We start from the raw sequence: 21,257 nt of genomic DNA on the forward strand, positions 1-21,257 counted from the left end.
GTCCGGATACGCCCCTCACTCATTAGGGTGAGAAGCCCGGTGACCCGTGTCCATGGATGCGGCCGGTCGACAGAATCGTGGCGGCCCAGGGCGTCCGATCCCGATCCGTCGGACGCCCCCGAGGGGAGGCCGGAGCGATGATCACGTGCGGGGAGATGTCCCGGGTGCGCCGGGTGTGCGTCCTCGCATGGGGCGGCGCCGCGGTGTCCTGGGAGCTGTCCACCCCCGGGCGGCTCGGTGCCAGCCTGGCCAGCTGTGCGGCGTTCCTCTTACTGGCCACCGGGTGTGCGCTGCACATCCGGCACGCCCTGATGGCCGAGTTGCGGCGCATGCGGGAGATCGCGGGCGCGGCGCAGCGGGCCCTGTTGCGGCCGCCGCCGGGACGGATCGGGGGCCTGACGCTGGCCGCGGCGCAGCTGTCGGCGAGCCGCGGCGCGGTGGTGGGCGGGGACCTGTACGAGGCCGTGCCGACGGGGTACGGGGTGCGGGTGGTCATCGGGGACGTACGGGGCCACGGGCTGCCGGCGCTGGGCGCGGCGGCGGCGGTCCTCGGGGCCTTCCGTGAGGCGGCGTACGACGAACCCGCGCTGGGCGGGGTGCTGGTCCGCATGGAACGCGCCCTGGCCCGGCACGTCCTGGCACAGGACGCCGCCGAGGAGTTCGTGACGGTGCTGCTCCTCCAGATCGGGGAGGACGGCACCGTACTGGCCCTGAACTGCGGGCATCCGTGGCCGTACCTCCTGCGCGAACCGCGGCCGCTGGAACCCTGCGGGGCGCCGCCCCGCCCCGCCCTCTCGGCGCCCGCGGTACGGAGAAGGGGCGGAGCGGGGAGGGACCGCGTTCGGCGGGGCTCGGAGGTGCGGACCCTCGACGGGGGCGAGACGTTCCCGCCGCTCGGGGTGGTGCCCGTACGGCCGGACGTCCAGCCACAGGACTGCGGGCAACTGTGGCCCGGCGACGTCCTGTTCCTGCACACCGACGGCGCCGAGGACGCCCGCGACGCCGCAGGGCGGTTCTTCCCCCTGCGCAGCGTGCTCGCGGAGCGGGGGGCCGACACGCCCGCGCGGCTGGTCGCGGGCGTGCACGCCGAACTGCTGCGTCATACCGGCGGGCAACTCACCGACGACGTCGCCCTGTTGGTGCTGCGCAGCGACCGCAGCCCCTGAACCGGAGGGGACCGCACACCGGGCCCGGTGGGAGGGCCCGGCGCGCGTTCCACGGCCCCTGCCGGGGCCCGGCGACCAACCGGGCGCCGGCGGAGCCGGAGCGCGCCGCCCGCCTGCCATGGAGTGTCGGGCAGACAGCAAGGCGGGCGGCGCGGTGCGGGTCGTCGCACTGTACGAGGGGGAGCCGACGACCCGGGCTGCCTCTTTGGCGAGGCCCTTAAGTGAAGCGTCCCAGGGGCTCGTTGCGGCAGGGTGCGTATCGCATTTATGCGCGTTCTCGATTCACACCCTGTGTGAATCGAAAGGAGTACACCCCGTGTGAACCGCGCACCCACTAGCCTGAGACCGAAGAGCCCTTGGAGGGGCCCATGCAGCCCAACGCCCTTCTCGACGCCCTCCTCGCCGAGGCGGGCATGTCCCACGCCGGACTCGCGGCGCATGTCAACCAGGCGGGCCGCTCCCGCGGACTGGCCCTGCGCTACGAACACACCGCCGTCACCCGGTGGTTGAAGGGGCAGCGGCCGCGTGGCCAGGTGCCCGACCTGATCTGCGAAGTGCTCGGCGGCCGGCTCCGGCGCCCGGTGTCGCTGGACGACGTCGGGCTCGGCCTGCCCGGCCAGCCGGGGTCCCCGCACGGCTCCCCGCTCAGCGGTTTCGTCGACCGGGCCGCCGCCCTGTGGCGCTCCGACGAGCAGGGCCGCGTCCAGCTCCTCACCGCCGAGGCCGTCACCGGGACTCCCGCCGTGATCCCGGTCTGGGAGTGGGAGAACCCGCCCGAGGACGCCGACGTCTCCCGTGACGGGCCCAACCGGATCGGCCCCGAGCACATCGAGATCCTGCGGGCGGCCCGCGCCCACTACGAGCTGATGTACCGCCGGGCCGGCGGGGTGGCCACCCGGGCCCGGATCATTCGCTTCCTCGGCAGCGAGACCGCGCCGATGCTCCGGGGCGGATACCCCGACGGCCTCGGCCGCCAGCTGCACCGGGCCACCGGGTCCCTGGTGGCGGTGGCCGGGATCTGCGCGTACGACTCGGACGCCCACGGGCTCGCCCAGCGCTACTTCCACCAGGCGCTGCGGCTGGCGAAGGCCAGCGGGGACCGGGGGCTCGGCGCGTACGTCATCGCGCTGATCGTCAACCAGTCCCTGCACCTGCGGGAGTACCGCCAGGCCGTCGCCTTCGCCGAGGCCGCGCTGCGCGCCGCGGGCCCGCAGACCACCCCGGCCCTGACCGCCGACCTGTACGCCATGCAGGCCAAGGCCTACGCCCAACTCGGGGACACCGCCGCCGCGCTGGCCTGCATCCGCCGTGCCGAGGCGGCCGCCGAGCGGATCCGGCCCGGCAAGGAGCCGGACGAGACGGGGTACGTGCAGCCGGGGCTGGTCAACGTACAGGTGGCCGAGGCGCTCCTCAGCCTCGGCGACCTGCGCGCCGCCCACGAGCAGGCGACGGCGGCGGTGGGGACTCCGGCGCACGACCGCGGGCGGGTCCACCGGCTGGCGATGCTGTGCGAGATCCAGCTGCGCCAGGGCGAGGCGGACCGGGCGGTGGCGGCCGCCGCCGAGATGGCCGAGCGGGCCAAGGGCATGGAGTCGCTGCGACTGCGGGACCGGCTCCGGGCGGTCCGCGAACAGCTGCTGACCAGCGGATGTTCCGGCGCGGAGGAGACCGCGCAGCTGATCGAAGGGGCGCTGCGCGTTCCCCTGTGAGCGCGTGAACTGCTGCCATGTTGCCACCTACTCGAACGGAAGGTGGCACAACCGTGCAGTGGACGAACCTGAGTGAGCAGACCGTGTACAAGAACCGCTGGTTCGATGTGAACCTCGCCGATGTGGAACTTCCCGACGGCCGGCACCTGGACCATTTCGTGATCCGGCTGCGGCCGGTCGCCGTCGCCACGGCCGTCAACGAGGCCAACGAGGTGCTGCTGCTGTGGCGGCACCGGTTCATCACCGACAGCTGGGGCTGGGAACTGCCCGCCGGCGTGGTCGAGGACGGCGAGGACATCGCGGCGGCAGCGGCCCGGGAGATGGAGGAGGAGTCGGGCTGGCGGCCCGGGCCCCTCCACCACCTGATGACCGTCGAGCCGGCCAACGGGCTGACCGATGCCCGCCACCACCTCTACTGGGCGGACGGTGCGACGTACATCGGACATCCCGAGGACGACTTCGAGTCCTCGCGCCGCGAGTGGGTGCCGCTCAAACTCGTGCCGGACATGATCGCGCGCGGCGAGATCCCGGCCGCCAACATGGCGGCCGGGCTGCTGCTCCTGCACCATCTGCGGCTCGGCTGACCGCGTCGGCCGCGGGCCGCGGCGGTACGGGACCGGCCGCAGGGGCGGATCAGCCGTAGGGGTAGAAGCCCGAGCCGGTCTTGCGGCCGAGGCGGCCGGCGTCGACCATCCGCTGGAGCAGCGGGGGCGCGGCGTACAGCGGCTCCTTGTACTCCGCGTACATCGAATCGGCGATCGAGGCGATCGTGTCGAGGCCGATCAGGTCGGAGAGCTTGAGCGGACCCATCGGGTGGGCGCAGCCCAGCTCCATGCCGTTGTCGATGTCCTCGCGGCTCGCGATGCCGGACTCGAACATCCGGATCGCCGACAGGAGGTAGGGGACCAGGAGCGCGTTGACGACGAAGCCGGACCGGTCCTGGGCGCGGATCGCGTGCTTGCCCAGGACCTTCCCCACCAGGGCCTCGGCCCGCTTGATGGTCTCCTCGCTCGTGGTCAGCGCCGGGATCAGCTCGACGAGCTGCTGCACCGGCGCCGGGTTGAAGAAGTGGATGCCGATGACCTGGTCGGGCCGCGAGGTCGTGACGGCCAGCTTGACCAGCGGGATCGAGGAGGTGTTGGAGGCGAGGATCGCGTCCGGCCGGGTGATCACCTGGTCGAGGACCTGGAAGATCTCCGTCTTGACCTGCTCGTTCTCGACGACGGCCTCGATGACGAGGTCGCGGTCGGCGAACTCGCCGAGATCGGTGGTGAAGGTGAGGCGGGCCAGGGTCGCGTCCCGCTCCTCCTCGCTGATCTTGCCGCGTTCGGCGGCCTTGGTCAGGGAGTTGTGCAGCCGGGTGCGCCCGATCTCCAGGGCCTCGCCGGTGGTCTCGGCGACCTTCACCTCAAGGCCGCTGCGCGCGCACACCTCGGCGATGCCCGCGCCCATCTGGCCACAGCCCACTACGCCGACCCGGGTGATGTCGGAAGGGAGGTCAGTCACTTCGTGCCTTTCGCTGCATCCGTCGGCGGGTCCCCCGTGCTGCGCAGTGTCACTGCGTCCCGGCGCCCGCCACGCCCCACGACGTTACCCCCGACCTTCACCCCGGCGGGGGGCCGGGGCGGGCATGCTGTCAGATGCAGGGGACTGTCACGCAAAGGAACGGAGTCGTCACATGGCGTACATCGGGCGTCGGGGGCTGCTGGCGGGGGCCGCCGGGCTGCTGGCCGCGACGGGCGGAGCGGCCCCCGCGCGGGCGGCGCGCGGGCGCGGTCCGCGCGGGAAGGCGGCCGCCGAGTTCCGCGCGATGTGGATCGCCTCTGTGGAGAACGTCGACTGGCCCTCCGAGAGCGGGCTGGACGCCGGGGACCAGCGCGACGAGCTGATCCGGCTCCTCGACACCGCCGTCGCCCGCCGCCTGAACGCCGTGATCCTCCAGGTCCGGCCGGCCGCCGACGCGATGTGGCCCGGGGCCCGCGAGCCCTGGTCGCAGTGGCTGACGGGGGAACAGGGGGAGGACCCGGGCTGGGACCCGCTGGGCACGGCGGTCACCGAGGCCCATGCCCGCGGGCTGGAGCTGCACGCCTGGTTCAACCCCTACCGGGTGGCCAACCACACCGATCCCGACCGGCTGGCCGCGACCCATCCGGCCCGGCGCAATCCCGGCTGGACGGTCGCGTACAACAAGAAGCTGTACTACAACCCCGGGCTGCCCGAGGTGCGCGCCTTCGTGCAGGAGGCCATGCTCGACGCGGTCTCCCGGTACGAGGTGGACGGGGTGCACTGGGACGACTACTTCTACCCGTACCCCGTCGAGGGGGAGGCGTTCGACGACGACGACGCGTACGCACGTCACGGCGCCGGCTTCGCCTCCCGCGCGGACTGGCGGCGCGCGAACACCGACGCGCTGGTCCGCGAGATGTCCGAGCGGGTGCGGACGGTCCGCCCGGCGGCGCGGTTCGGCATCAGCCCGTTCGCGGTCTGGCGCAACAGCGGGCGGGACCCGCTGGGTTCGCCGACGCAGGCCGGGGTGGAAACGTACGACGACCTGTACGCCGACACCCGCAAGTGGGTGCGGGAGGGCTGGATCGACTACATCGTGCCGCAGGTGTACTGGCAGATCGGCCATCCGACCGCCGATTACGCCAAGCTCGTTCCCTGGTGGGCGAAGACGGTGGCCGGCACCGGCGTGGCGCTGTACGTGGGCGAGGCGCTGTACCGCTGCGACCGGAACAGCGCGACCGCCGCCTGGCGCGATCCCAAGGAGCTGTCCAAGCACCTGACGTTCGCCCGCGATTACCCCGAGGTCCGCGGCCACGTCTACTTCTCGGCGAAGCAGGTGGTCGCGGACCCCAATGGTGCGATGGCCAGGGTCGTCGCCGACCATTACCCGACGGCCGTGCCGCCGAGGTGACGCGGGGCCCCGCGGTGCCGGGGCGGCCGCGTCGTGCGGGTGCGGTCAGTGCGTGGGCTCCGACGGGTGCTTGACGACGCAGTCGGGGCCCGGGGACATGACTGCCTCGTGACCGTCGGCGAAGCGGACCCGGTAGGGCGGGGTGCCGTTGTCGCCGAGTACCTGAGTGATTTCACCGACCTTGTCGTGCTGGCCCACGATCCTGCCGTGCTGCACCAGCTGGTCGCCCTCGGTCGCGCGCATGGTTGACCTCCTCGGAGGCGGTCCGTATCGGTGACAGCAGTTTACGGCGGTTTGCCCGCTTTAGGCCCGCTGGGTCACGGCGATGCAGACCAGGACCGCGCAGGCGGCGGCCGGGGCGGCGGGGGAGAGGTGCTCGCCGAGCAGCGCCACGGACCAGACCAGGGTCAGCAGCGGCTGGGCGAGCTGGAGCTGACTGGCCCGCGGTGCGCCGATCTCCGCCATCCCGCGGTACCAGACGTACAGTCCGAGGAAGGTGGAGCCGGCCGCCGCCCAGACGAGCCCGGCCACCCCGTGGCCGCTCAGGTGGACCGGCTCGTACGCGAGCCCCAGCGCGGAGCCGGCCAGGCTGAGCGGCAGGCAGAGCACCAGCGCCCAGCCGATGACCTGCCAGCCGGGCAGGACGCGGGCCAGGCGCCCGCCCTCGGTGTACCCGGCCGCGCAGACCAGCAGGGCCCCGAAGAGGTACCCGTCGCCGGCCGAGAGGGCGCCGCCGCTCTGGGTCAGGGTGAAGCCGAGCACGACGGCGGCCCCGGCGACGGCCGCGCCCCAGAACCGGCGCGAAGGGCGGGCGCCCGTGCGCAGCGCCGACACGGCGGCCGTGGTCAGTGGGAGCAGGCCCACCACGACGGCGGCGTGCGAGGTGGTGGAGGTGGTCAGCGCCAGGGTGGTGAGCAGCGGGAAGCCGACGACGACTCCGGCGGCGACCACGGCGAGGCCGGCCCAGTGCGCGCGGGCGGGCAGCGGCACGCGCCCGGCCAGCAGGAAGGCCCCGGCGATGAGCGCGGCGAGGAGGCTGCGCACGGCGACGAAGGACCAGGGGCCGAAGCTCTCCAGGCCCCAGGCGGTGGCGGGGAAGGTCAGGGAGAAGGCGATGACGCCGAGCCCGGCGAGTGCGGTACCGCCGGTGGCCCGGCCGCCGAGACCGCCGCGGCGCCCGCTGGTGGCGGACCGGTCGGCAGGATCCCCGACCGCTATCGCCCTGTGGGTAGTAGCGCTATTCTGTGCTGTCATGTACGAGCGTAGCAGCGTGGCGGAACTGGCGGAATCCTTGCGGTCGGAGCTCGACCGCTACTCGGAGGGTGGAAAGCTCCCGTCGAGCCGGGCCCTGGTCGAGCGCTACCGGGTCAGCCCCGTCACCGTCTCCCGCGCCCTCGCGCAGCTGGCCGCCGAGGGGCTCGTCGTCACCCGGCCCGGCGCCGGGGTGTTCCGGGCCCGGCCCCGTGCGGCGGTGCCCGTGCCCGGGGACACCTCCTGGCAGGAGGTCGCCCTGAGCGCGGAGGGCGCGGGCGAGGTGGTCCCGCGTTCGGTGGACGCCTCCGGGGTGCTGGCCTGCCTGGCCGCGCCGCCGCCCGGGGTGATCGGGCTCAACAGCGGCTACCTGCACCCCTCCATCCAGCCCGAGCGGGCCATGGCCGCCGCGCTGGCCCGGGCCGGGCGGCGCCCCGGGGCATGGGAGCGGCCGCCCATGGAGGGGCTGCCCGAGCTGCGCGACTGGTTCGCCCGGGAGATCGGCGGGGCGGCCGGGGCCGTCGGAGCCGCCGACGTCCTGATCACCGCGGGCGGGCAGAGCGCCCTCACCACCGCCCTGCGGGCGCTGGCCCCGCCCGGGGCGCCGATCCTCGTGGAGTCCCCGACCTACCCCGGGCTGCTCGCCATCGCCCGCGCCTCCGGATGCCGCCCGGTGCCCGTCCCGGTGGATGCCGAGGGGGTCCGGCCGGAACTGCTGGCCGCCGCCTTCGAAGCGACGGGCGCGCGGGTGTTCGTATGCCAGCCGCTGTTCCAGAACCCGACGGGTGCGGTGCTGGCTCCCGGGCGGCGGGCCGAGGTGCTGCGGATCGCCCGGTCCGCCGGGGCCTTCGTGGTGGAGGACGACTACGCCCGGGCCCTCGCCCACGAGGACGCCGGCCCGCTGCCCCCGGCGCTGGCCGCCGAGGACCGGGACGGGGTCGTCGTCCACGTCCGCTCCCTGACCAAAGCCACCTCGCCCAGCCTGCGGGTGGGCGCGCTCGCCGCCCGCGGCCCGGTGCTGGACCGGCTGCGGGCGATTCAGGTCGTGGACTCCTTCTTCGTGTCCCGGCCGCTCCAGGAAGCCGCCCTGGAGCTGGTCGGCGCCCCCGCCTGGCCCCGCCACCTGCGCTCCGTCGCCGCCGAGCTGCGTCACCGGCGGGACCTGCTCGCCGGCGCCCTGCGGCGGGAACTGCCCTGGCTGACCCTGCCCCATCTGCCCGCGGGCGGCTACCAGCTGTGGGTGCGCATGGCCGAGGGCGAGGACGACGCGGGCTTCGCGGCGGCGGCCCTGCGCGCGGGGGTCGCGGTCGCCGGGGGCCGCCCGTACTTCTGCGCGGAACCGCCCGGTCCGTACGTACGGCTCAGCTTCGCCGGGGTCTCGGGCGCGGCGGAACTGGGCGAGGCCGTACACCGGCTGCGCTCGCTCGCGACCCCCTAGCGGGTGCCCCCCAAAACCGGTGGAGCCGCGCCGCCGCGCCGCCCTACCCTGCGGCCATGGACGGCATCGAGATCACCACGCTCGCGCAGCGCCCCGAACTGGCCGGGCGGCTCTGGGACATGAAGGACACCTGGCCCGAGTTCGCGCGGTACGACTCGACGGCAACGCTCCTCTACCCCCGCATGGTCGAGGAACTGGCCGACCACGTCCTCGTCGCCACCGACGGCGATGCGGTGATCGCCCGCGGGTTCAGCGTGCCGTTCGCGCAGCACGAGCCCGGCCGCGACGGGAAGCTGCCCGCGCGGGGCTGGGACCAGGTCCTCCTGTGGGCCTTCTCCGACCTGCGGCGCGGGATCGCCCCCGACACGGTGAGCGCCATCGAGATCACCATCGCCGCCGACCGCCTCGGCCAGGGCCTGTCCGGGCGGATGCTGGGCGCGATGCGGGACGACGCCCGCGCCCGCGGCTTCGCCGAGGTGGTGGCTCCCGTGCGGCCCAGCGGCAAGCCGGCCGAGCCGCAGACCCCGATGGAGGAGTACGCGTACCGCACGCGCGGGGACGGGCTGCCGTACGACCCGTGGCTGCGGGTCCACGTCCGCGCGGGGGCGGTGATCGACTCGGTGGCCCCGCTGTCGATGACGATCACCGGCTCGCTCGCGGAGTGGCGGGAGTGGACCGGGCTGCCGTTCGACACGACGGGTCCGGTGCTGGTCGAGGGGGCCCTGGCGCCCGTCCGCTGCGAGGCCGCACAGGGTTACGCGGCGTACGTGGAACCGAACGTCTGGGTCCGCCACGCGCTGGACACCCCCTAAGGAGCGCCTCAGGGCGTGACGATCGCGAAGTCGGGGTCGGGCTCGGTGAGGTGGGCGGTCAGCTCGGCGAGCCGGGCCGGGTCGCCCGAGACCTCGGCCCGGCCCCGGGCCACCAGGTCCGCGAGCGCGGCCCGGCCGAGCAGGAGGGCGCGCAGGGCCGGCTCGTCCAGGGAGATTTCGACGTCCGGTTCGCCGGCGGCCGGGCCGAGCCCCCGGACATGGGTGAGCACGCCGTTCTTCAGGCGCAGGGTGCTGGGATCGCGGCCGTCGGTGAACCGCCACCGGACGGTGACGTCCGCGTCCCAGCTGCTCGGGCCGTCGACGCGGATCGCCAGGGAGTCGAAGAGCTGGTCGAGGGTCAGGGTGTTGATCAGGTCCTCGGAGGCGGTGGTCGCGGAGGTGCCGACCGGGCCGTGGCGCAGTTCGTGGGCGCCGGTGAGGAAGAAGTTGCGCCAGGTGCCGTTCTCGCTGCCGTAGCCGAGCTGCTCCAGGGCGTCGGCCTGGAGGGCGCGGGCCTCGGCGTGGCCGGGGTCGGCGAACACGACGTGGCCGACGACCTCCGCCACCCAGCGGAAATCGCCCTGCGCGTAGGACTGGCGGGCACGGCGCAGCACCTCGTCCGCGCCGCCCATGAAGTCCACGTAGCGGGTGGCGGCCTCCGTGGGCGGGTGGGCCCACAGACGGGCCGGGTTGCCGTCGAACCAGCCCATGTACCGCTGGTAGACGGCCTTGGCGTTGTGGCTGACGGAGCCGTAGTAGCCGTGGGTGTGCCAGGCGCGTTCCAGCGCGGGCGGCAGCCGCATCTCCTCGGCGATCTCCGGACCGGTCAGCCCCTGGTTGATCATGCGCAGCGTCTGGTCGTGCAGGTAGGCGTACAGGTCGCGCTGCTCGGAGAGGAAGGCGAGCGCGTCCTCGCGGCCCCAGACCGGCCAGTGGTGCGAGGCGAAGACGACGTCGGTGGCGGCGCCGAAGAGCTGGACCGTCTCGGTCAGGTACCGGGCCCACGCGTGAGGGTCGCGGACCTGGGCGCCGCGCAGCGTGAGCAGGTTGTGCAGGGTGTGGGTGGCGTTCTCGGCGGTGCACAGGGCGGCGTGGTCGGGGAAGTGGATGTTGAGTTCCGCCGGGGCCTCGGTGCCCGGGGTCAGCTGGAACACCATGCGGATGCCGTCGACGGTTTCGCACTGCCCGGTGCGGGTGACGGAAAGGGTCGGCGGGATGAGGGTGACCGTGCCGGTCGACGTCGTGGGGCCCAGCCCCGAGCCGATCTGCCCGCGGGGTCCCTTGGGCAGGGCGGACCCGTACATGTACGTGGCGCGCCGGCTCATGGCGGTGCCGGCGTACACGTTCTCGCTGACGGCGTGCTCCAGGAAACCCTCCGGGGCGAGCACGGGCACCCCGGCCGCGGCCTCATCGACGCTGATCACGCCCTTGACCCCGCCGAAGTGGTCGGCGTGGCTGTGGGTGTAGAGGACGCCGGTGACGGGGCGCTCGCCGCGGTGGCGGCGGTACAGCGCGAGCGCGGCGGCGGCGGTCTCCGTGGAGATCAGCGGGTCGATGACCAGGATGCCGCGCTCGCCCTCGACCACCGTCATGTTGGACAGGTCGAAGCCGCGCACCTGGTAGATCCCCGGGACCACCTCGAACAGTCCGTGGCCCCGGGCCAGTCTGCTCTGGCGCCACAGGCCCGGATGGGCGGTGGGCGGGCAGTCCCGGTCGAGGAACCCGTACGCGTCCAGGTCCCACACCACGCGGCCCTCCGCGTCCCGGACGGCTCCTTCCCCGACCGTGCCGAGGAAGCCGCGGCGCTCGTTCTCCAGATCGCGGGTGTCCTCGAAGGCGGCGCCCCGCCGCACGGCGCCGTTGGCCTCCGCCACGACGGCTTCGGCGTCTGCGGAACCGGCATTCATCCTGTTGCCTCCCCATCGGGACGCGGGACCACCCCTCACCGCCATCCTCCCGTGCACCGGCGGGGCCCGCAGCGCGGCCCTCCCGCAGCTTTGCATAAAACTGCGGGAGTACGTATAGTCATGCCATCGAGGAGGAGGGTCCGATGGTGGTACGTGTAGCGGTGGCAGGAGCGAGCGGGTACGCGGGCGGAGAAGTCCTGCGCCTGCTGCTGTCCCACCCCGAGGTGGAGATCGGCGCGCTGACCGGCAACTCCAACGCCGGACAGCTCTTCGGCGGCCTCCAGCCGCACCTGGTGCCGCTCGCCGGCCGGACCCTTGAGGCGACCACGCCCGAGGTCCTCGCCGGCCGGGGCCGTCGGCACGACGTGGTCTTCCTGGCACTGCCCCACGGACAGTCCGCCGCCGTCGCCGCCGAGCTCGGCGAGGACGTCCTCGTCATCGACATGGGCGCCGACCACCGGCTCAAGGACTCCGCCGACTGGGACGCCTTCTACGGAGCCCCGCACGCCGGCACCTGGCCGTACGGGCTCCCCGAGCTGCCCGGCGGCCGCGCCGCGCTGGAGGGGGCCAAGCGCATCGCGGTTCCGGGATGCTTCCCGACCGCCGTCACCCTCGCCCTCTTCCCGGCGTACGCCGCGCAGCTGGCCGAGCCCGAGGCCGTGATCGTCGCCGCGACCGGCACCTCGGGCGCGGGCAAGGCGCTCAAGCCGCACCTGCTCGGCTCCGAGGTCATGGGCTCCGTCAGCCCGTACGGGGTGGGCGGCGGGCACCGGCACACCCCCGAGATGGTGCAGAACCTGAGCCCGATCGCCGGGCAGAAGGTCTCCGTCTCCTTCACGCCCACCCTCGTGCCGATGTCCCGCGGCATCCTGGCCACCTGCTCGGCCAAGGCCCTGCCCGGCACCACCGCCGACGCGGTGCGCGCCGCGTACGAGAAGGCGTACGCGGACGAGCCCTTCGTGCACCTGCTGCCCGAGGGGCAGTGGCCCGCGACCTCGTCCGTCCACGGTTCCAACGCCGTTCAGATCCAGGTCGCGTACGACGGGTCCGCGCAGCGGATCATCGCGATCAGCGCCATCGACAACCTGACCAAGGGCACCGCCGGTGGCGCGGTGCAGAGCATGAACATCGCCCTCGGGCTCCCCGAAGAACTCGGGCTTTCCACGATCGGAGTCGCGCCGTGACCGTTACGGCAGCACAGGGGTTCACGGCCGCCGGCATCGCGGCCGGGATCAAGGCCAACGGCAATCCGGACCTGGCCCTCGTGGTCAACAACGGTCCGCGGCTGGCCGCCGCCGGCGTCTTCACCTCCAACCGCGTCAAGGCGGCGCCCGTGCTCTGGTCCGAGCAGGTCCTGCGCGGCTCCGCCGTCAGCGCGGTCGTCCTCAACTCCGGCGGCGCCAACGCCTGCACCGGCCCCAAGGGCTTCCAGGACACCCACGCCACCGCCGAGAAGGTGGCCGAGGCCCTCGGCGGCGAGCACAACGCGGGCGAGGTCGCCGTCGCCTCCACCGGCCTGATCGGCGTCCTGCTCCCCATGGACAAGCTGCTGCCCGGCATCGACACCGCCGTCGCCGCCCTCTCCGCCGACGGCGGCGAGGACGCGGCCATCGCCATCAAGACCACCGACACCGTGCACAAGACGTCCGTCGTGGCGCAGGACGGCTGGACGGTCGGCGGCATGGCCAAGGGCGCGGGCATGCTCGCCCCGGGCCTGGCCACCATGCTCGTGGTCCTCACCACCGACGCCGACGTGGACGGCGCCACCCTCGACCAGGCGCTGCGCTCCGCCACCCGCACCACCTTCGACCGGGTCGACTCCGACGGCTGCATGTCCACCAACGACACCGTCCTGCTGCTCGCCTCCGGGGCCTCCGGCCGGGTGCCGTCGTACGAGGCCTTCGCGGAGGCCGTACGGACCGTCTGCGACGACCTCGCCCGCCAGCTGATCGGCGATGCCGAGGGCGCCAGCAAGGACATCCGCATCGAGGTCGTCGGCGCGCTCACCGAGGGCGACGCGGTCGAGGTCGGCCGGTCCATCGCCCGCAACAACCTGCTCAAGTGCGCCATCCACGGCGAGGACCCCAACTGGGGCCGGGTGCTCTCCGCGATCGGCACCACCCGGGCCGCCTTCGACCCGGACCGGCTGAACGTGGCCATCAACGGCGTCTGGGTCTGCAAGAACGGCTCGGTCGGCGAGGACCGCGACCTGGTCTCCATGAAGGACCGCGAGGTCCGCATCACCGCCGACCTGGCCACCGGCTCCGAGTCCGCCGTGATCTGGGCGAACGACCTGACCGCCGAGTACGTCCACGAGAACAGCGCGTACAGCTCATGAGCGACGAGAAGGCCGGCCAGCCCGGCACCGGGACCGCGCGCAAGCACACCGCGCTGCCCAAGGCGCAGATCCTCATCGAGGCCCTGCCCTGGCTCACCCGCCACAACGGCAAGGTCGTCGTCGTCAAGTTCGGCGGCAACGCCATGATCGACGAGGACCTCAAGGCCGCCTTCGCCCAGGACGTGGTCTTCCTGCGCCAGGCGGGCCTCAAGCCCGTCGTGGTGCACGGCGGCGGCCCCCAGATCAATGCCCAGCTCGACAAGCAGGGCCTGGTCAGCGAGTTCAAGGCCGGCCTGCGCGTCACGACCCCCGAGGCGATGGACGTCGTACGGATGGTCCTGGCGGGCCAGGTCCAGCGCGAGCTGGTCGGGCTGCTCAACCAGCACGGGCCGCTGGCCGTCGGCATGACCGGCGAGGACGCCCACACCATCACCGCCACCCGGCACACCCCGGAGATCGAGGGTGAGCTCGTCGACATCGGCCGGGTCGGCGAGATCACCGCCATCGACACCGGCGCGATCGAGGCGCTGCTGGCGGACGGCCGGATCCCGGTCATCTCCTCCATCGCGCGCAGCGCCGACGACCACCACGTGTACAACGTCAACGCCGACACGGCCGCCGCGGCGCTCGCCGCCGCGCTGGGCGCCGAGACGCTGATGGTGCTCACGGACGTCGAGGGCCTCTACGCGGACTGGCCGAGCAGCGACGAGGTCATCAGCCGGCTCACCGTCAGCGAGCTGGAGAAGCTGCTGCCCGAGCTGTCCAGCGGCATGGTGCCCAAGATGGAGGGCTGCCTGCACGCCGTACGGGGCGGGGTGAGCACGGCCCGCGTGATCGACGGCCGGGTGCCGCACTCGATCCTGCTGGAGATCTTCACCGACGAGGGAATCGGCACGATGGTCGTGCCCGACGCACAGGGAGGGGAACCCGCGTGACCGGCAACCAGGAGACGGCCAGTCAGGAGACGGCCAACCAGCGGTACGCGGCCCGCTGGCAGGGTGCGCTGACCGACAACTACGGCACCCCCGCGCTGGCCCTCGTACGCGGCGAAGGCGCCCGGGTCTGGGACGCGGACGGCAAGCAGTACACCGACTTCGTCGGGGGCATCGCGGTCAACGCCCTCGGCCACGCCCATCCGGCGATCGTCGGGGCCGTGACCGCGCAGATCTCCACCCTCGGCCACGTCTCGAACCTCTACGCCTCCGAGCCGGTCCTCGCGCTCGGCGAGCGGCTGCTCCAGCTCTTCGGCCGCCCCGGCCGGGTCTTCTTCTGCAACTCCGGCGCCGAGGCCGTCGAGGCCGCCTTCAAGATCGGCCGGCTGACCGGGCGGACCCACATGGTGTCCACCGACGGCGGTTTCCACGGCCGGACGATGGGCGCCCTCGCGCTCACCGGCCAGCCGAAGAAGCAGGATCCGTTCCTGCCCCTGCCCGGCGAGGTCACGCACGTGCCGTACGGCGACGTCGAGGCCCTGCGGGCCGCCGTGACCGAGGAGACGGCCCTCGTGATCATCGAGCCGATCCAGGGCGAGAACGGCGTCGTCGTGCCCCCGGCCGGATACCTGACGGCCGCCCGCGAGATCACCCGGGCCACCGGCACCCTGCTCGTCCTGGACGAGGTGCAGACCGGGATCGGGCGCTGCGGCCACTGGTTCGAGCACCAGGCCCACGAGGGCGTCGAGCCCGATCTCGTCACGCTCGCGAAGGGCCTGGGAGGCGGTCTGCCGATCGGCGCCGTGGCCGCCTTCGGGCCGGCCGCGGAGCTGCTCCGGCCCGGCCAGCACGGCACCACCTTCGGCGGGAACCCCGTCGCGTGCGCCGCCGGCCTCGCCGTCATCGACACCATCGCCGCCGAGGGCCTGCTCGATCGGGTCAAGGCGCGCGGGGAGCGGCTGCGCTCCGGAATCGAGGCTTCCGGGCACCCGCTGGTCTCCCGTGTCCGTGGTGAGGGCCTTCTCCTGGGTATCGTGCTGACCGGGCCGCTCGCACCGCAGGTGCAGCAGGCGGCCCAGGACGCCGGCTTCCTGGTCAACGCGCCCGCCCCCGACGTCGTACGGCTGATGCCCCCGTACGTACTCTCCGAGGCCGAGGCGGACGCGTTCGTCCGGGCCCTGCCCGGCATCCTCGACGCAGCCAATGGGGACGGACACACCGGGGAATGAGACGACGATGAGCCAGGCGCAGGACCACGAGGAGTGGGGCTCCCCCCGGACCGAGTCCGGGGGCGGGCCGTCCGTTCCGCAGACCCGCACCGCCCGCCACCGCCGGATCGTGGACATCCTCAACCGGCAGCCGGTCCGCTCGCAGAGCCAGCTGGCGAAGCTGCTGGCCGACGACGGGCTGAGCGTCACCCAGGCGACGCTCTCCCGCGACCTCGACGAGCTGGGCGCGGTGAAGATCCGCAACACCGGCGGCGAGCTGATCTACGCGGTACCCAGCGAGGGCGGTTTCCGCACCCCGCAGGCGCCGCTCGGCGAGTCGGCGAAGGAGGAGCGCATGCGGCGCCTCTCCGGGGAGCTGCTGATCTCGGCGGAGGCCTCCGCGAACCTCGTCGTCCTGCGCACCCCGCCGGGCGCGGCCCAGTTCCTCGCCTCCGCGATCGACCAGGCCGAACTCCGCGAGATCCTCGGCACGATCGCCGGGGACGACACGCTGATGCTGATCAGCCGTGACCCCTCGGGCGGCCAGGCCCTCGCGGACCACCTGCTGAGGCTGGCCCAGAAGGAGGGCTGACCGCCCCCCGGCGCGCTCCACGGCCCGTCAGGTCCCGTGCGGCGGGGCGGATATCCGCTGTACCGCCCGCGGCGGAGCCGCCTAGGCTCGGCGCGTGCATGCCCACACCCTCGCCAGTGTCGCCGTGCCCGTCACAGCCGCGCTGTACGGGGGCTGCGTCGTGCTCCGGCGCCGCACCGCGGCCCGGCACCGCCGCGCCCTCGACCGGTGGGCCGCCGCCCTGGCCGACCCGTACCAGGCCGCCGCGGGGCGCTGGTGGCCGGACGACGCGGTCCAGGCCGCAGCCGCCCGGCTGGTCCTGGACGGGCTCGTCACCGTCAACCACCGCGGCAACCTGAGCCCCGCCCCGGCCGCCGCCGACCCCGCCCGCAGCCCCGGGCATCCGCTGCCCGAGGCGCTGCTGGCCGCCCTGCTGCGCCGCACCGCCCCCGCCACCCTCGGCGGCATCGTGCTGCGGGACGCGGAGTTCGAGGCGGCCCGCCGGGAGTTCGGCAAGGCCCGCCCGGAACTCCTCACGGTCGGCGAACCCGCCGGCCCGGCAAGACTCGTGCTGTACCTGGTCATGGCCGAGATGCTCTTCTGCGTCTTCGGCCTGATGTCGGCGCAGCCGGACGGCGGCGCCGAACGGGCGGCCGCCTGGGCCGCGTGGACCGCGGTGATCGCCCAGATCTTCTGGTTCCCCGTCTACGACCGGGCCCGCGGGGCCGGCTGGAAGGGGGATGCCGACGTGGTGGCGGCCACGCACCACGCGGCCCCCCATCCGGCGCTCCAGGCCCTGGACGTCCGCGATCCGGAAGCCTTCCGCCGGCTGCGCGTGAGCCGCCTGCGGACCCGGCGCGGCCGCAACCGGGGCCGTCCGCGCCGGCGGACACCCGCCGGGAGCGGCCCGCCCGTCAGTAGCGGGTGACGGCGAGCGGTCCCTCCTGTGTCCCGATGGCGATGTGCGGGCGGCGGCGCGGGTCCGCCCAGCGCAGGATCGCGCGCATCGACCGCTCCGGCACGGACACGCAACCGGCCGTCGCGCCCTTGCCGTTGACGTGCAGGAAGATGCCCGCGCCCCGGCCCCGGACGGGCTGCTCGTAGTTGAACCCGATGACCAGCGCGTGCGCGTACTGCTTGTCGTACGTGACCAGGTGCTCCGCCTCGCCCGGTGCGCAGTGCGCCGGCAGCGGCTCGGTCCACCGGTTGTACGCGGGCGACGCGTTGTCCTGGCACCACCAGGAATCGGCGGTCACCCGGCGGTAGCGGAACTCCGTCCCGGCCGGTGCGCGGCGGATCCCGAAGGCGTACGGGAGCTCGTACAGGCCGGACGGGGTCGTGTTCGTGCCCTGGGTGCGGCTCGCGCCCTCGGTCAGGCCGTTCGAGCCGAAGCGGGCCTCGGCGCTGCCGGCCTCGTACCAGCGCCCCGCCCGGCGGTCCCACCAGGTCAGCCGCCCGGTGGTGGAACCGGGCGCGGGGGCGACGGCCGTGATGAGCTGGCTGCCGCCGCCGGTGTCGGCGAGGCGGGCCGGCAGCGGATCGGACCCGTACGGGCCCTGCGCGAGCAGGCTGGTGACGATCAGTGAGCCGGTGACGAGAGCGGTACGCAGCACATGTCAGACGGTACGGGGTGGAAGGGGCGGCGGCAGCGCAGGCAGGCCGTCAAGGCTCGCGGGGGTCGTCGCGGAAGACGGCCTCGCCCTCGCCGTGGATGCGCACGATCATCCGGCGGGGTCGGAGGGCGCACGGGGAATTCCGAGCCGTGAGCGCATCCGCCCCATGACGTACTCGCTGAACAGCCCGGTGCAGCGGTCCAGCAGGGTGCCCACCTCGGGGTCGCGCACCGGCAGCGCGGGCGGCCGGTCGGGGGACCACAGGCTCTGCACGCGCCGGGCGGAGATGCGGCGCAGTGCCGGGTCGGCGTCCGTCAGCAGCTCGGTGGAGGCGCGCAGCCCGACGACCCCGCCGCGGGCGTGCAGCACCCGGTAGGCGGCCCGGCGGGTGTGCGCGGGGCGGTCGGGGGCGATCCGCTCCAGCAGCCACTCGGCGGGCAGCCGGCCGGCGACCCCGGCCAGGCTCAGGGAGACCTCCCGGGCCACCGCGGCCGACGGGTCGTCGAGCAGGGGCCGCAGCAGGTCCACGTCGGTGGAGTCCAGCCCGCGCAGCCCGGCGACCGCCGCCGCCCGCACGGCCCCGGCGGGGTGGTCCAGCAGCGCGCGCACCAGCGGCGCGTCCGCCCGCCGGGCACACTCGGCGAAACCGGTGACGGCGTACGGGGTCACCCGGGCCGGGTCCCCGACCAGGGCGCGGTAGTGCTCGTAGGGGTCGCCCCCGTCCTGCCTGACGAGCCAGCGCGCGCAGGCCCGGACCAGCCCGGAGCGGTCGGTCAGGTGGCCGGGCGCCTCGGCGAAGCGCCCGGCCCGGCGCAGCGCCGTGACCCCGCCGGCCCGGACCACGGGCAGGTGTCCGTGCAGCAGGGCGTCGATCGCGTCGTCGTCGGGCCCGTCGCAGGCCATCGCGGCCAGTGCCGCGTCGGCCCACAGCCGGGCCGTCGCGGGATCGTGCTCCCGGGCCGCCCGCCGGGCCAGCTCCCGTACGCCGAGCAGCCCGCGGGAGAGGGTGATGCGGGTGGCGAACCGCCGGGTGGGCAGGTCCGCGCTGCGCCGCAGCCAGCCGAGTACGGTGTCGGGCTGCTCGCCGGTCATCGAGACCGCCTCCCGGGCCGGGCGCCACCACTGGGCGTCCCGCGCCGGGCGCCACCACGGGGTGAGGACCGGGTCCTCGGCGGCGAGGGCCTCCTCGAACAGGCCGCTCGCCCAGCCGCCCTGCTCGCGCCGGGCCAGCCGCAGGACGAGCGGGGTGAGGTCGATCAGCGTCCGCGCCGGGTCGGCGGCCAAGGCGTCCGCGAGCACCTGCCGGGCGCGCTCGCGCACGGCGGGCACCCAGTCGGTGCAGCGGATCGCGACGAGCGGGAGCGGCGGCTTCGGATCCCGCAGCGCGGCCTCGCGGACCCGGCCGTCGGGGTGGCACAGGCGCTCTTCGACGCGCCCGGCGCCGCGGGGCCCCGAGAACCAGAGGAGGTGACTGCGGCGGATCTCCGCGTCGAAGGCCATCCACGAGACGGGCAGGACGGGGCGGCGGGCGCCGCCGATCCCGAAACGTCCGCCGCGCAGCAGGGCGACCGCCGCGGCGCGCCCCTCCTCGGCCTGCCGCTGTGCCTCGACTCCCATGTGCCCCCCCCCGATACGGCGCAGGCCAACGATCGTAGGCTGCCGCCGCCCGGAGGCGCCCCTCATATTCGCGCTGGTCAGCGGGGCACACCCGCGCTTCAATTGACGAAACATACGGACCAGTGCATAGTTATGCCAAGACGCGGCCTGTGGTTCCCCCCGCTCAAGCGGGCCCCGGACGGCTTCGTGGACGGGTCCGCCGCGACCTGGCCCGAGCCCGGCTCGTTGAGCCGGTACCACGTCGGCCTCCCCGTGACCTCCGCGACGGGGAGGCCGAAGCACATCCACGCACACGTTCATGAGGAGCAGCAGCTGTGAGCAGCAACAACGGTGGCGACGTCCGGCTCTGGGGCGGCCGGTTCGCCGACGGCCCCGCCGAGGCCCTCGCGAAGCTGTCCGCGTCGGTCCACTTCGACTGGCGCCTCGCGCCGTACGACATCGCCGGATCCCGTGCCCACGCCCGGGTGCTCGCCAAGGCGGGCCTGCTCACGGCGGACGAGCTCGACCGCATGATCGCGGGTCTGGACCGGCTCGAAGCCGACGTCGCAGACGGCTCCTTCACCGGGACCATCGCCGACGAGGACGTGCACACCGCCCTGGAGCGGGGCCTGCTGGAGCGGCTCGGCGCCGACCTCGGCGGCAAGCTGCGCGCCGGCCGGTCCCGCAACGACCAGGTGGCCACCCTCTTCCGCATGTACCTGCGCGACCACGCCCGGATCGTCGGCGGCCTGATCGCGGAGCTCCAGGACGCGCTGGTCGGCCTCGCCGAAACGCACCACGACGTGGCCATGCCGGGCCGGACCCACCTCCAGCACGCGCAGCCGGTGCTCTTCGCCCACCACGTACTCGCCCACGTGCAGGCGCTGTCCCGGGACGCCGAGCGGCTGCGGCAGTGGGACACCCGGACCGCGGTCTCCCCGTACGGCTCGGGCGCGCTGGCCGGCTCCTCGCTGGGGCTGGACCCGGAGGCGGTCGCCGCCGACCTCGGCTTCGAGCGGGGCTCGGCGGGCAACTCGATCGACGGCACGGCCTCGCGCGACTTCGTCGCCGAGTTCGCCTTCATCACGGCGATGATCGGGATCAACCTGTCCCGGATCGCCGAGGAGATCATCATCTGGAACACGAAGGAGTTCTCCTTCGTGACCCTGCACGACGCCTTCTCCACCGGCTCGTCGATCATGCCGCAGAAGAAGAACCCGGACATCGCCGAACTGGCGCGCGGAAAGTCGGGCCGGCTCATCGGCAACCTGACGGGCCTCCTCGCCACGCTGAAGGCGCTGCCCCTGGCCTACAACCGGGACCTCCAGGAGGACAAGGAGCCGGTCTTCGACTCCTGCGACACCCTCGAAGTCCTGCTCCCGGCCTTCACCGGGATGATGGCCACCCTCACGGTCAACCGGGAGCGGATGGAGGAGCTGGCCCCGGCCGGGTTCTCCCTCGCCACGGACATCGCGGAGTGGCTGGTCAAGCAGGGCGTGCCGTTCCGCGTCGCGCACGAGGTGGCCGGCGAGTGCGTCAAGGAGTGCGAGGCGCTCGGGATCGAGCTGGACGAGCTCACGGACGAGCAGTTCGCGAAGATCTCGGAGCACCTGACCCCCGAGGTCCGCACCGTCCTCAACGTGCCGGGCGCCCTCGCCTCCCGCAACGGCCGCGGCGGCACCGCCCCCTCGGCGGTCGCGAAGCAGCTCGCGGAGCTGAAGGCGGACCTGGTCATCCAGCACGCCTGGGCCACCCACAAGCAGTAGCCGCACGGCGCTGCCCACCCACGTCCGCGGCCT

General features: G+C 73.9%; 19 protein-coding genes. 13 read left to right on the top strand and 6 right to left on the bottom strand.

Annotation, left to right across the window (positions count from 1 at the left end; genetic code table 11):
• Positions 1 to 137: 137 nt before the first annotated feature.
• The 3 genes from ACFYXV_RS21200 to ACFYXV_RS21210 all read left to right on the top strand — a co-directional run bounded on the left by ACFYXV_RS21200 (position 138) and on the right by ACFYXV_RS21210 (position 3,459).
• The gene (locus ACFYXV_RS21200; protein WP_389383746.1) at positions 138 to 1,166 is read left to right on the top strand and encodes a PP2C family protein-serine/threonine phosphatase; all 1,029 of its coding nucleotides are present in this window, start codon (positions 138 to 140) and stop codon (positions 1,164 to 1,166) included.
• 368 nt (positions 1,167 to 1,534) lie between these two features.
• Positions 1,535 to 2,875 (top strand): transcriptional regulator, encoded by a 1,341-nt coding sequence (locus tag ACFYXV_RS21205; protein ID WP_389383747.1) that lies wholly within the window; start codon positions 1,535 to 1,537, stop codon positions 2,873 to 2,875.
• A gap of 53 nt (positions 2,876 to 2,928) precedes the next feature.
• Positions 2,929 to 3,459, top strand: a complete 531-nt coding sequence (locus tag ACFYXV_RS21210; protein WP_030157262.1) for an NUDIX hydrolase — start codon at positions 2,929 to 2,931, stop codon at positions 3,457 to 3,459.
• Between the two features lie 49 nt (positions 3,460 to 3,508).
• On the opposite strand, the gene ACFYXV_RS21215 is transcribed toward ACFYXV_RS21210, so the two are convergent.
• A complete protein-coding gene (locus ACFYXV_RS21215; protein ID WP_030157264.1) occupies positions 3,509 to 4,381 on the bottom strand; it encodes a 3-hydroxybutyryl-CoA dehydrogenase in 873 nt (290 codons plus the stop codon).
• 172 nt (positions 4,382 to 4,553) lie between these two features.
• On the opposite strand from ACFYXV_RS21215, the gene ACFYXV_RS21220 reads away from it, so the two are divergent.
• Positions 4,554 to 5,792: a glycoside hydrolase family 10 protein gene (locus tag ACFYXV_RS21220; protein ID WP_385470454.1), complete on the top strand. Its 1,239-nt coding sequence runs from the start codon at positions 4,554 to 4,556 to the stop codon at positions 5,790 to 5,792.
• A gap of 45 nt (positions 5,793 to 5,837) precedes the next feature.
• On the opposite strand, the gene ACFYXV_RS21225 is transcribed toward ACFYXV_RS21220, so the two are convergent.
• Both ACFYXV_RS21225 and ACFYXV_RS21230 read right to left on the bottom strand, forming a co-directional pair.
• On the bottom strand, positions 5,838 to 6,035 hold the full coding sequence (locus tag ACFYXV_RS21225) for a DUF1918 domain-containing protein (RefSeq protein WP_383341598.1): 198 nt from the start codon (positions 6,033 to 6,035) through the stop codon (positions 5,838 to 5,840).
• 60 nt (positions 6,036 to 6,095) lie between these two features.
• Positions 6,096 to 7,046, bottom strand: coding sequence for a DMT family transporter (locus tag ACFYXV_RS21230; protein ID WP_385470452.1), 951 nt, complete (start codon positions 7,044 to 7,046; stop codon positions 6,096 to 6,098).
• Between ACFYXV_RS21230 and ACFYXV_RS21235 the strand changes: the two genes are divergently transcribed.
• Complete coding sequence (locus ACFYXV_RS21235; RefSeq protein ID WP_385470450.1) at positions 7,045 to 8,481, top strand: PLP-dependent aminotransferase family protein; 1,437 nt, start codon at positions 7,045 to 7,047, stop codon at positions 8,479 to 8,481. The genes ACFYXV_RS21230 and ACFYXV_RS21235 overlap by 2 nt on opposite strands.
• A 56-nt stretch (positions 8,482 to 8,537) precedes the next feature.
• On the top strand, positions 8,538 to 9,293 hold the full coding sequence (locus ACFYXV_RS21240) for an N-acetyltransferase (protein ID WP_385470448.1): 756 nt from the start codon (positions 8,538 to 8,540) through the stop codon (positions 9,291 to 9,293).
• An 8-nt stretch (positions 9,294 to 9,301) separates the two neighbouring features.
• Here ACFYXV_RS21240 and ACFYXV_RS21245 read toward each other — a convergent pair whose 3' ends face one another.
• Positions 9,302 to 11,200, bottom strand: a complete 1,899-nt coding sequence (locus tag ACFYXV_RS21245) for an alkyl/aryl-sulfatase (protein ID WP_389383748.1) — start codon at positions 11,198 to 11,200, stop codon at positions 9,302 to 9,304.
• A gap of 143 nt (positions 11,201 to 11,343) precedes the next feature.
• Here ACFYXV_RS21245 and argC point away from each other — a divergent pair, with 143 nt between their 5' ends.
• The 6 genes from argC (at position 11,344) to ACFYXV_RS21275 (ending at position 17,177) form a co-directional block, all read left to right on the top strand.
• The gene (argC, locus tag ACFYXV_RS21250; protein ID WP_385470444.1) at positions 11,344 to 12,384 is read left to right on the top strand and encodes an N-acetyl-gamma-glutamyl-phosphate reductase; all 1,041 of its coding nucleotides are present in this window, start codon (positions 11,344 to 11,346) and stop codon (positions 12,382 to 12,384) included.
• On the top strand, positions 12,381 to 13,538 hold the full coding sequence (gene argJ / locus ACFYXV_RS21255; protein ID WP_385470442.1) for a bifunctional glutamate N-acetyltransferase/amino-acid acetyltransferase ArgJ: 1,158 nt from the start codon (positions 12,381 to 12,383) through the stop codon (positions 13,536 to 13,538). Before argC ends, argJ begins: the two co-directional genes overlap by 4 nt.
• Complete coding sequence (gene argB / locus ACFYXV_RS21260) at positions 13,535 to 14,473, top strand: acetylglutamate kinase (RefSeq protein WP_383492972.1); 939 nt, start codon at positions 13,535 to 13,537, stop codon at positions 14,471 to 14,473. The genes argJ and argB overlap by 4 nt, the downstream gene beginning before the upstream one ends.
• Positions 14,470 to 15,699, top strand: a complete 1,230-nt coding sequence (locus ACFYXV_RS21265) for an acetylornithine transaminase (protein ID WP_389383749.1) — start codon at positions 14,470 to 14,472, stop codon at positions 15,697 to 15,699. Before argB ends, ACFYXV_RS21265 begins: the two co-directional genes overlap by 4 nt.
• A 7-nt stretch (positions 15,700 to 15,706) precedes the next feature.
• A complete protein-coding gene (locus ACFYXV_RS21270) occupies positions 15,707 to 16,270 on the top strand; it encodes an arginine repressor (protein ID WP_030157281.1) in 564 nt (187 codons plus the stop codon).
• Between the two features lie 94 nt (positions 16,271 to 16,364).
• The gene (locus ACFYXV_RS21275; RefSeq protein WP_389383750.1) at positions 16,365 to 17,177 is read left to right on the top strand and encodes a hypothetical protein; all 813 of its coding nucleotides are present in this window, start codon (positions 16,365 to 16,367) and stop codon (positions 17,175 to 17,177) included.
• Here the strand turns inward: ACFYXV_RS21275 and ACFYXV_RS21280 are convergent.
• Both ACFYXV_RS21280 and ACFYXV_RS21285 read right to left on the bottom strand, forming a co-directional pair.
• Positions 17,164 to 17,859 (bottom strand): L,D-transpeptidase, encoded by a 696-nt coding sequence (locus ACFYXV_RS21280; RefSeq protein ID WP_385470479.1) that lies wholly within the window; start codon positions 17,857 to 17,859, stop codon positions 17,164 to 17,166. The two genes, ACFYXV_RS21275 and ACFYXV_RS21280, sit on opposite strands and share 14 nt — an antisense overlap.
• Positions 17,860 to 17,970: 111 nt before the next feature.
• Positions 17,971 to 19,479, bottom strand: coding sequence for a hypothetical protein (locus tag ACFYXV_RS21285; protein ID WP_385470436.1), 1,509 nt, complete (start codon positions 19,477 to 19,479; stop codon positions 17,971 to 17,973).
• Between the two features lie 314 nt (positions 19,480 to 19,793).
• On the opposite strand from ACFYXV_RS21285, the gene argH reads away from it, so the two are divergent.
• Positions 19,794 to 21,224 carry an argininosuccinate lyase gene (gene argH, locus ACFYXV_RS21290; protein WP_383341630.1) on the top strand — a complete coding sequence of 477 codons (1,431 nt, stop codon included), beginning with the start codon at positions 19,794 to 19,796 and terminating at the stop codon, positions 21,222 to 21,224.
• Positions 21,225 to 21,257: the final 33 nt, after the last annotated feature.

The organism is Streptomyces sp. NPDC002181 (assembly GCF_042890485.1).
In the GTDB taxonomy this organism is placed as follows: domain Bacteria; phylum Actinomycetota; class Actinomycetes; order Streptomycetales; family Streptomycetaceae; genus Streptomyces.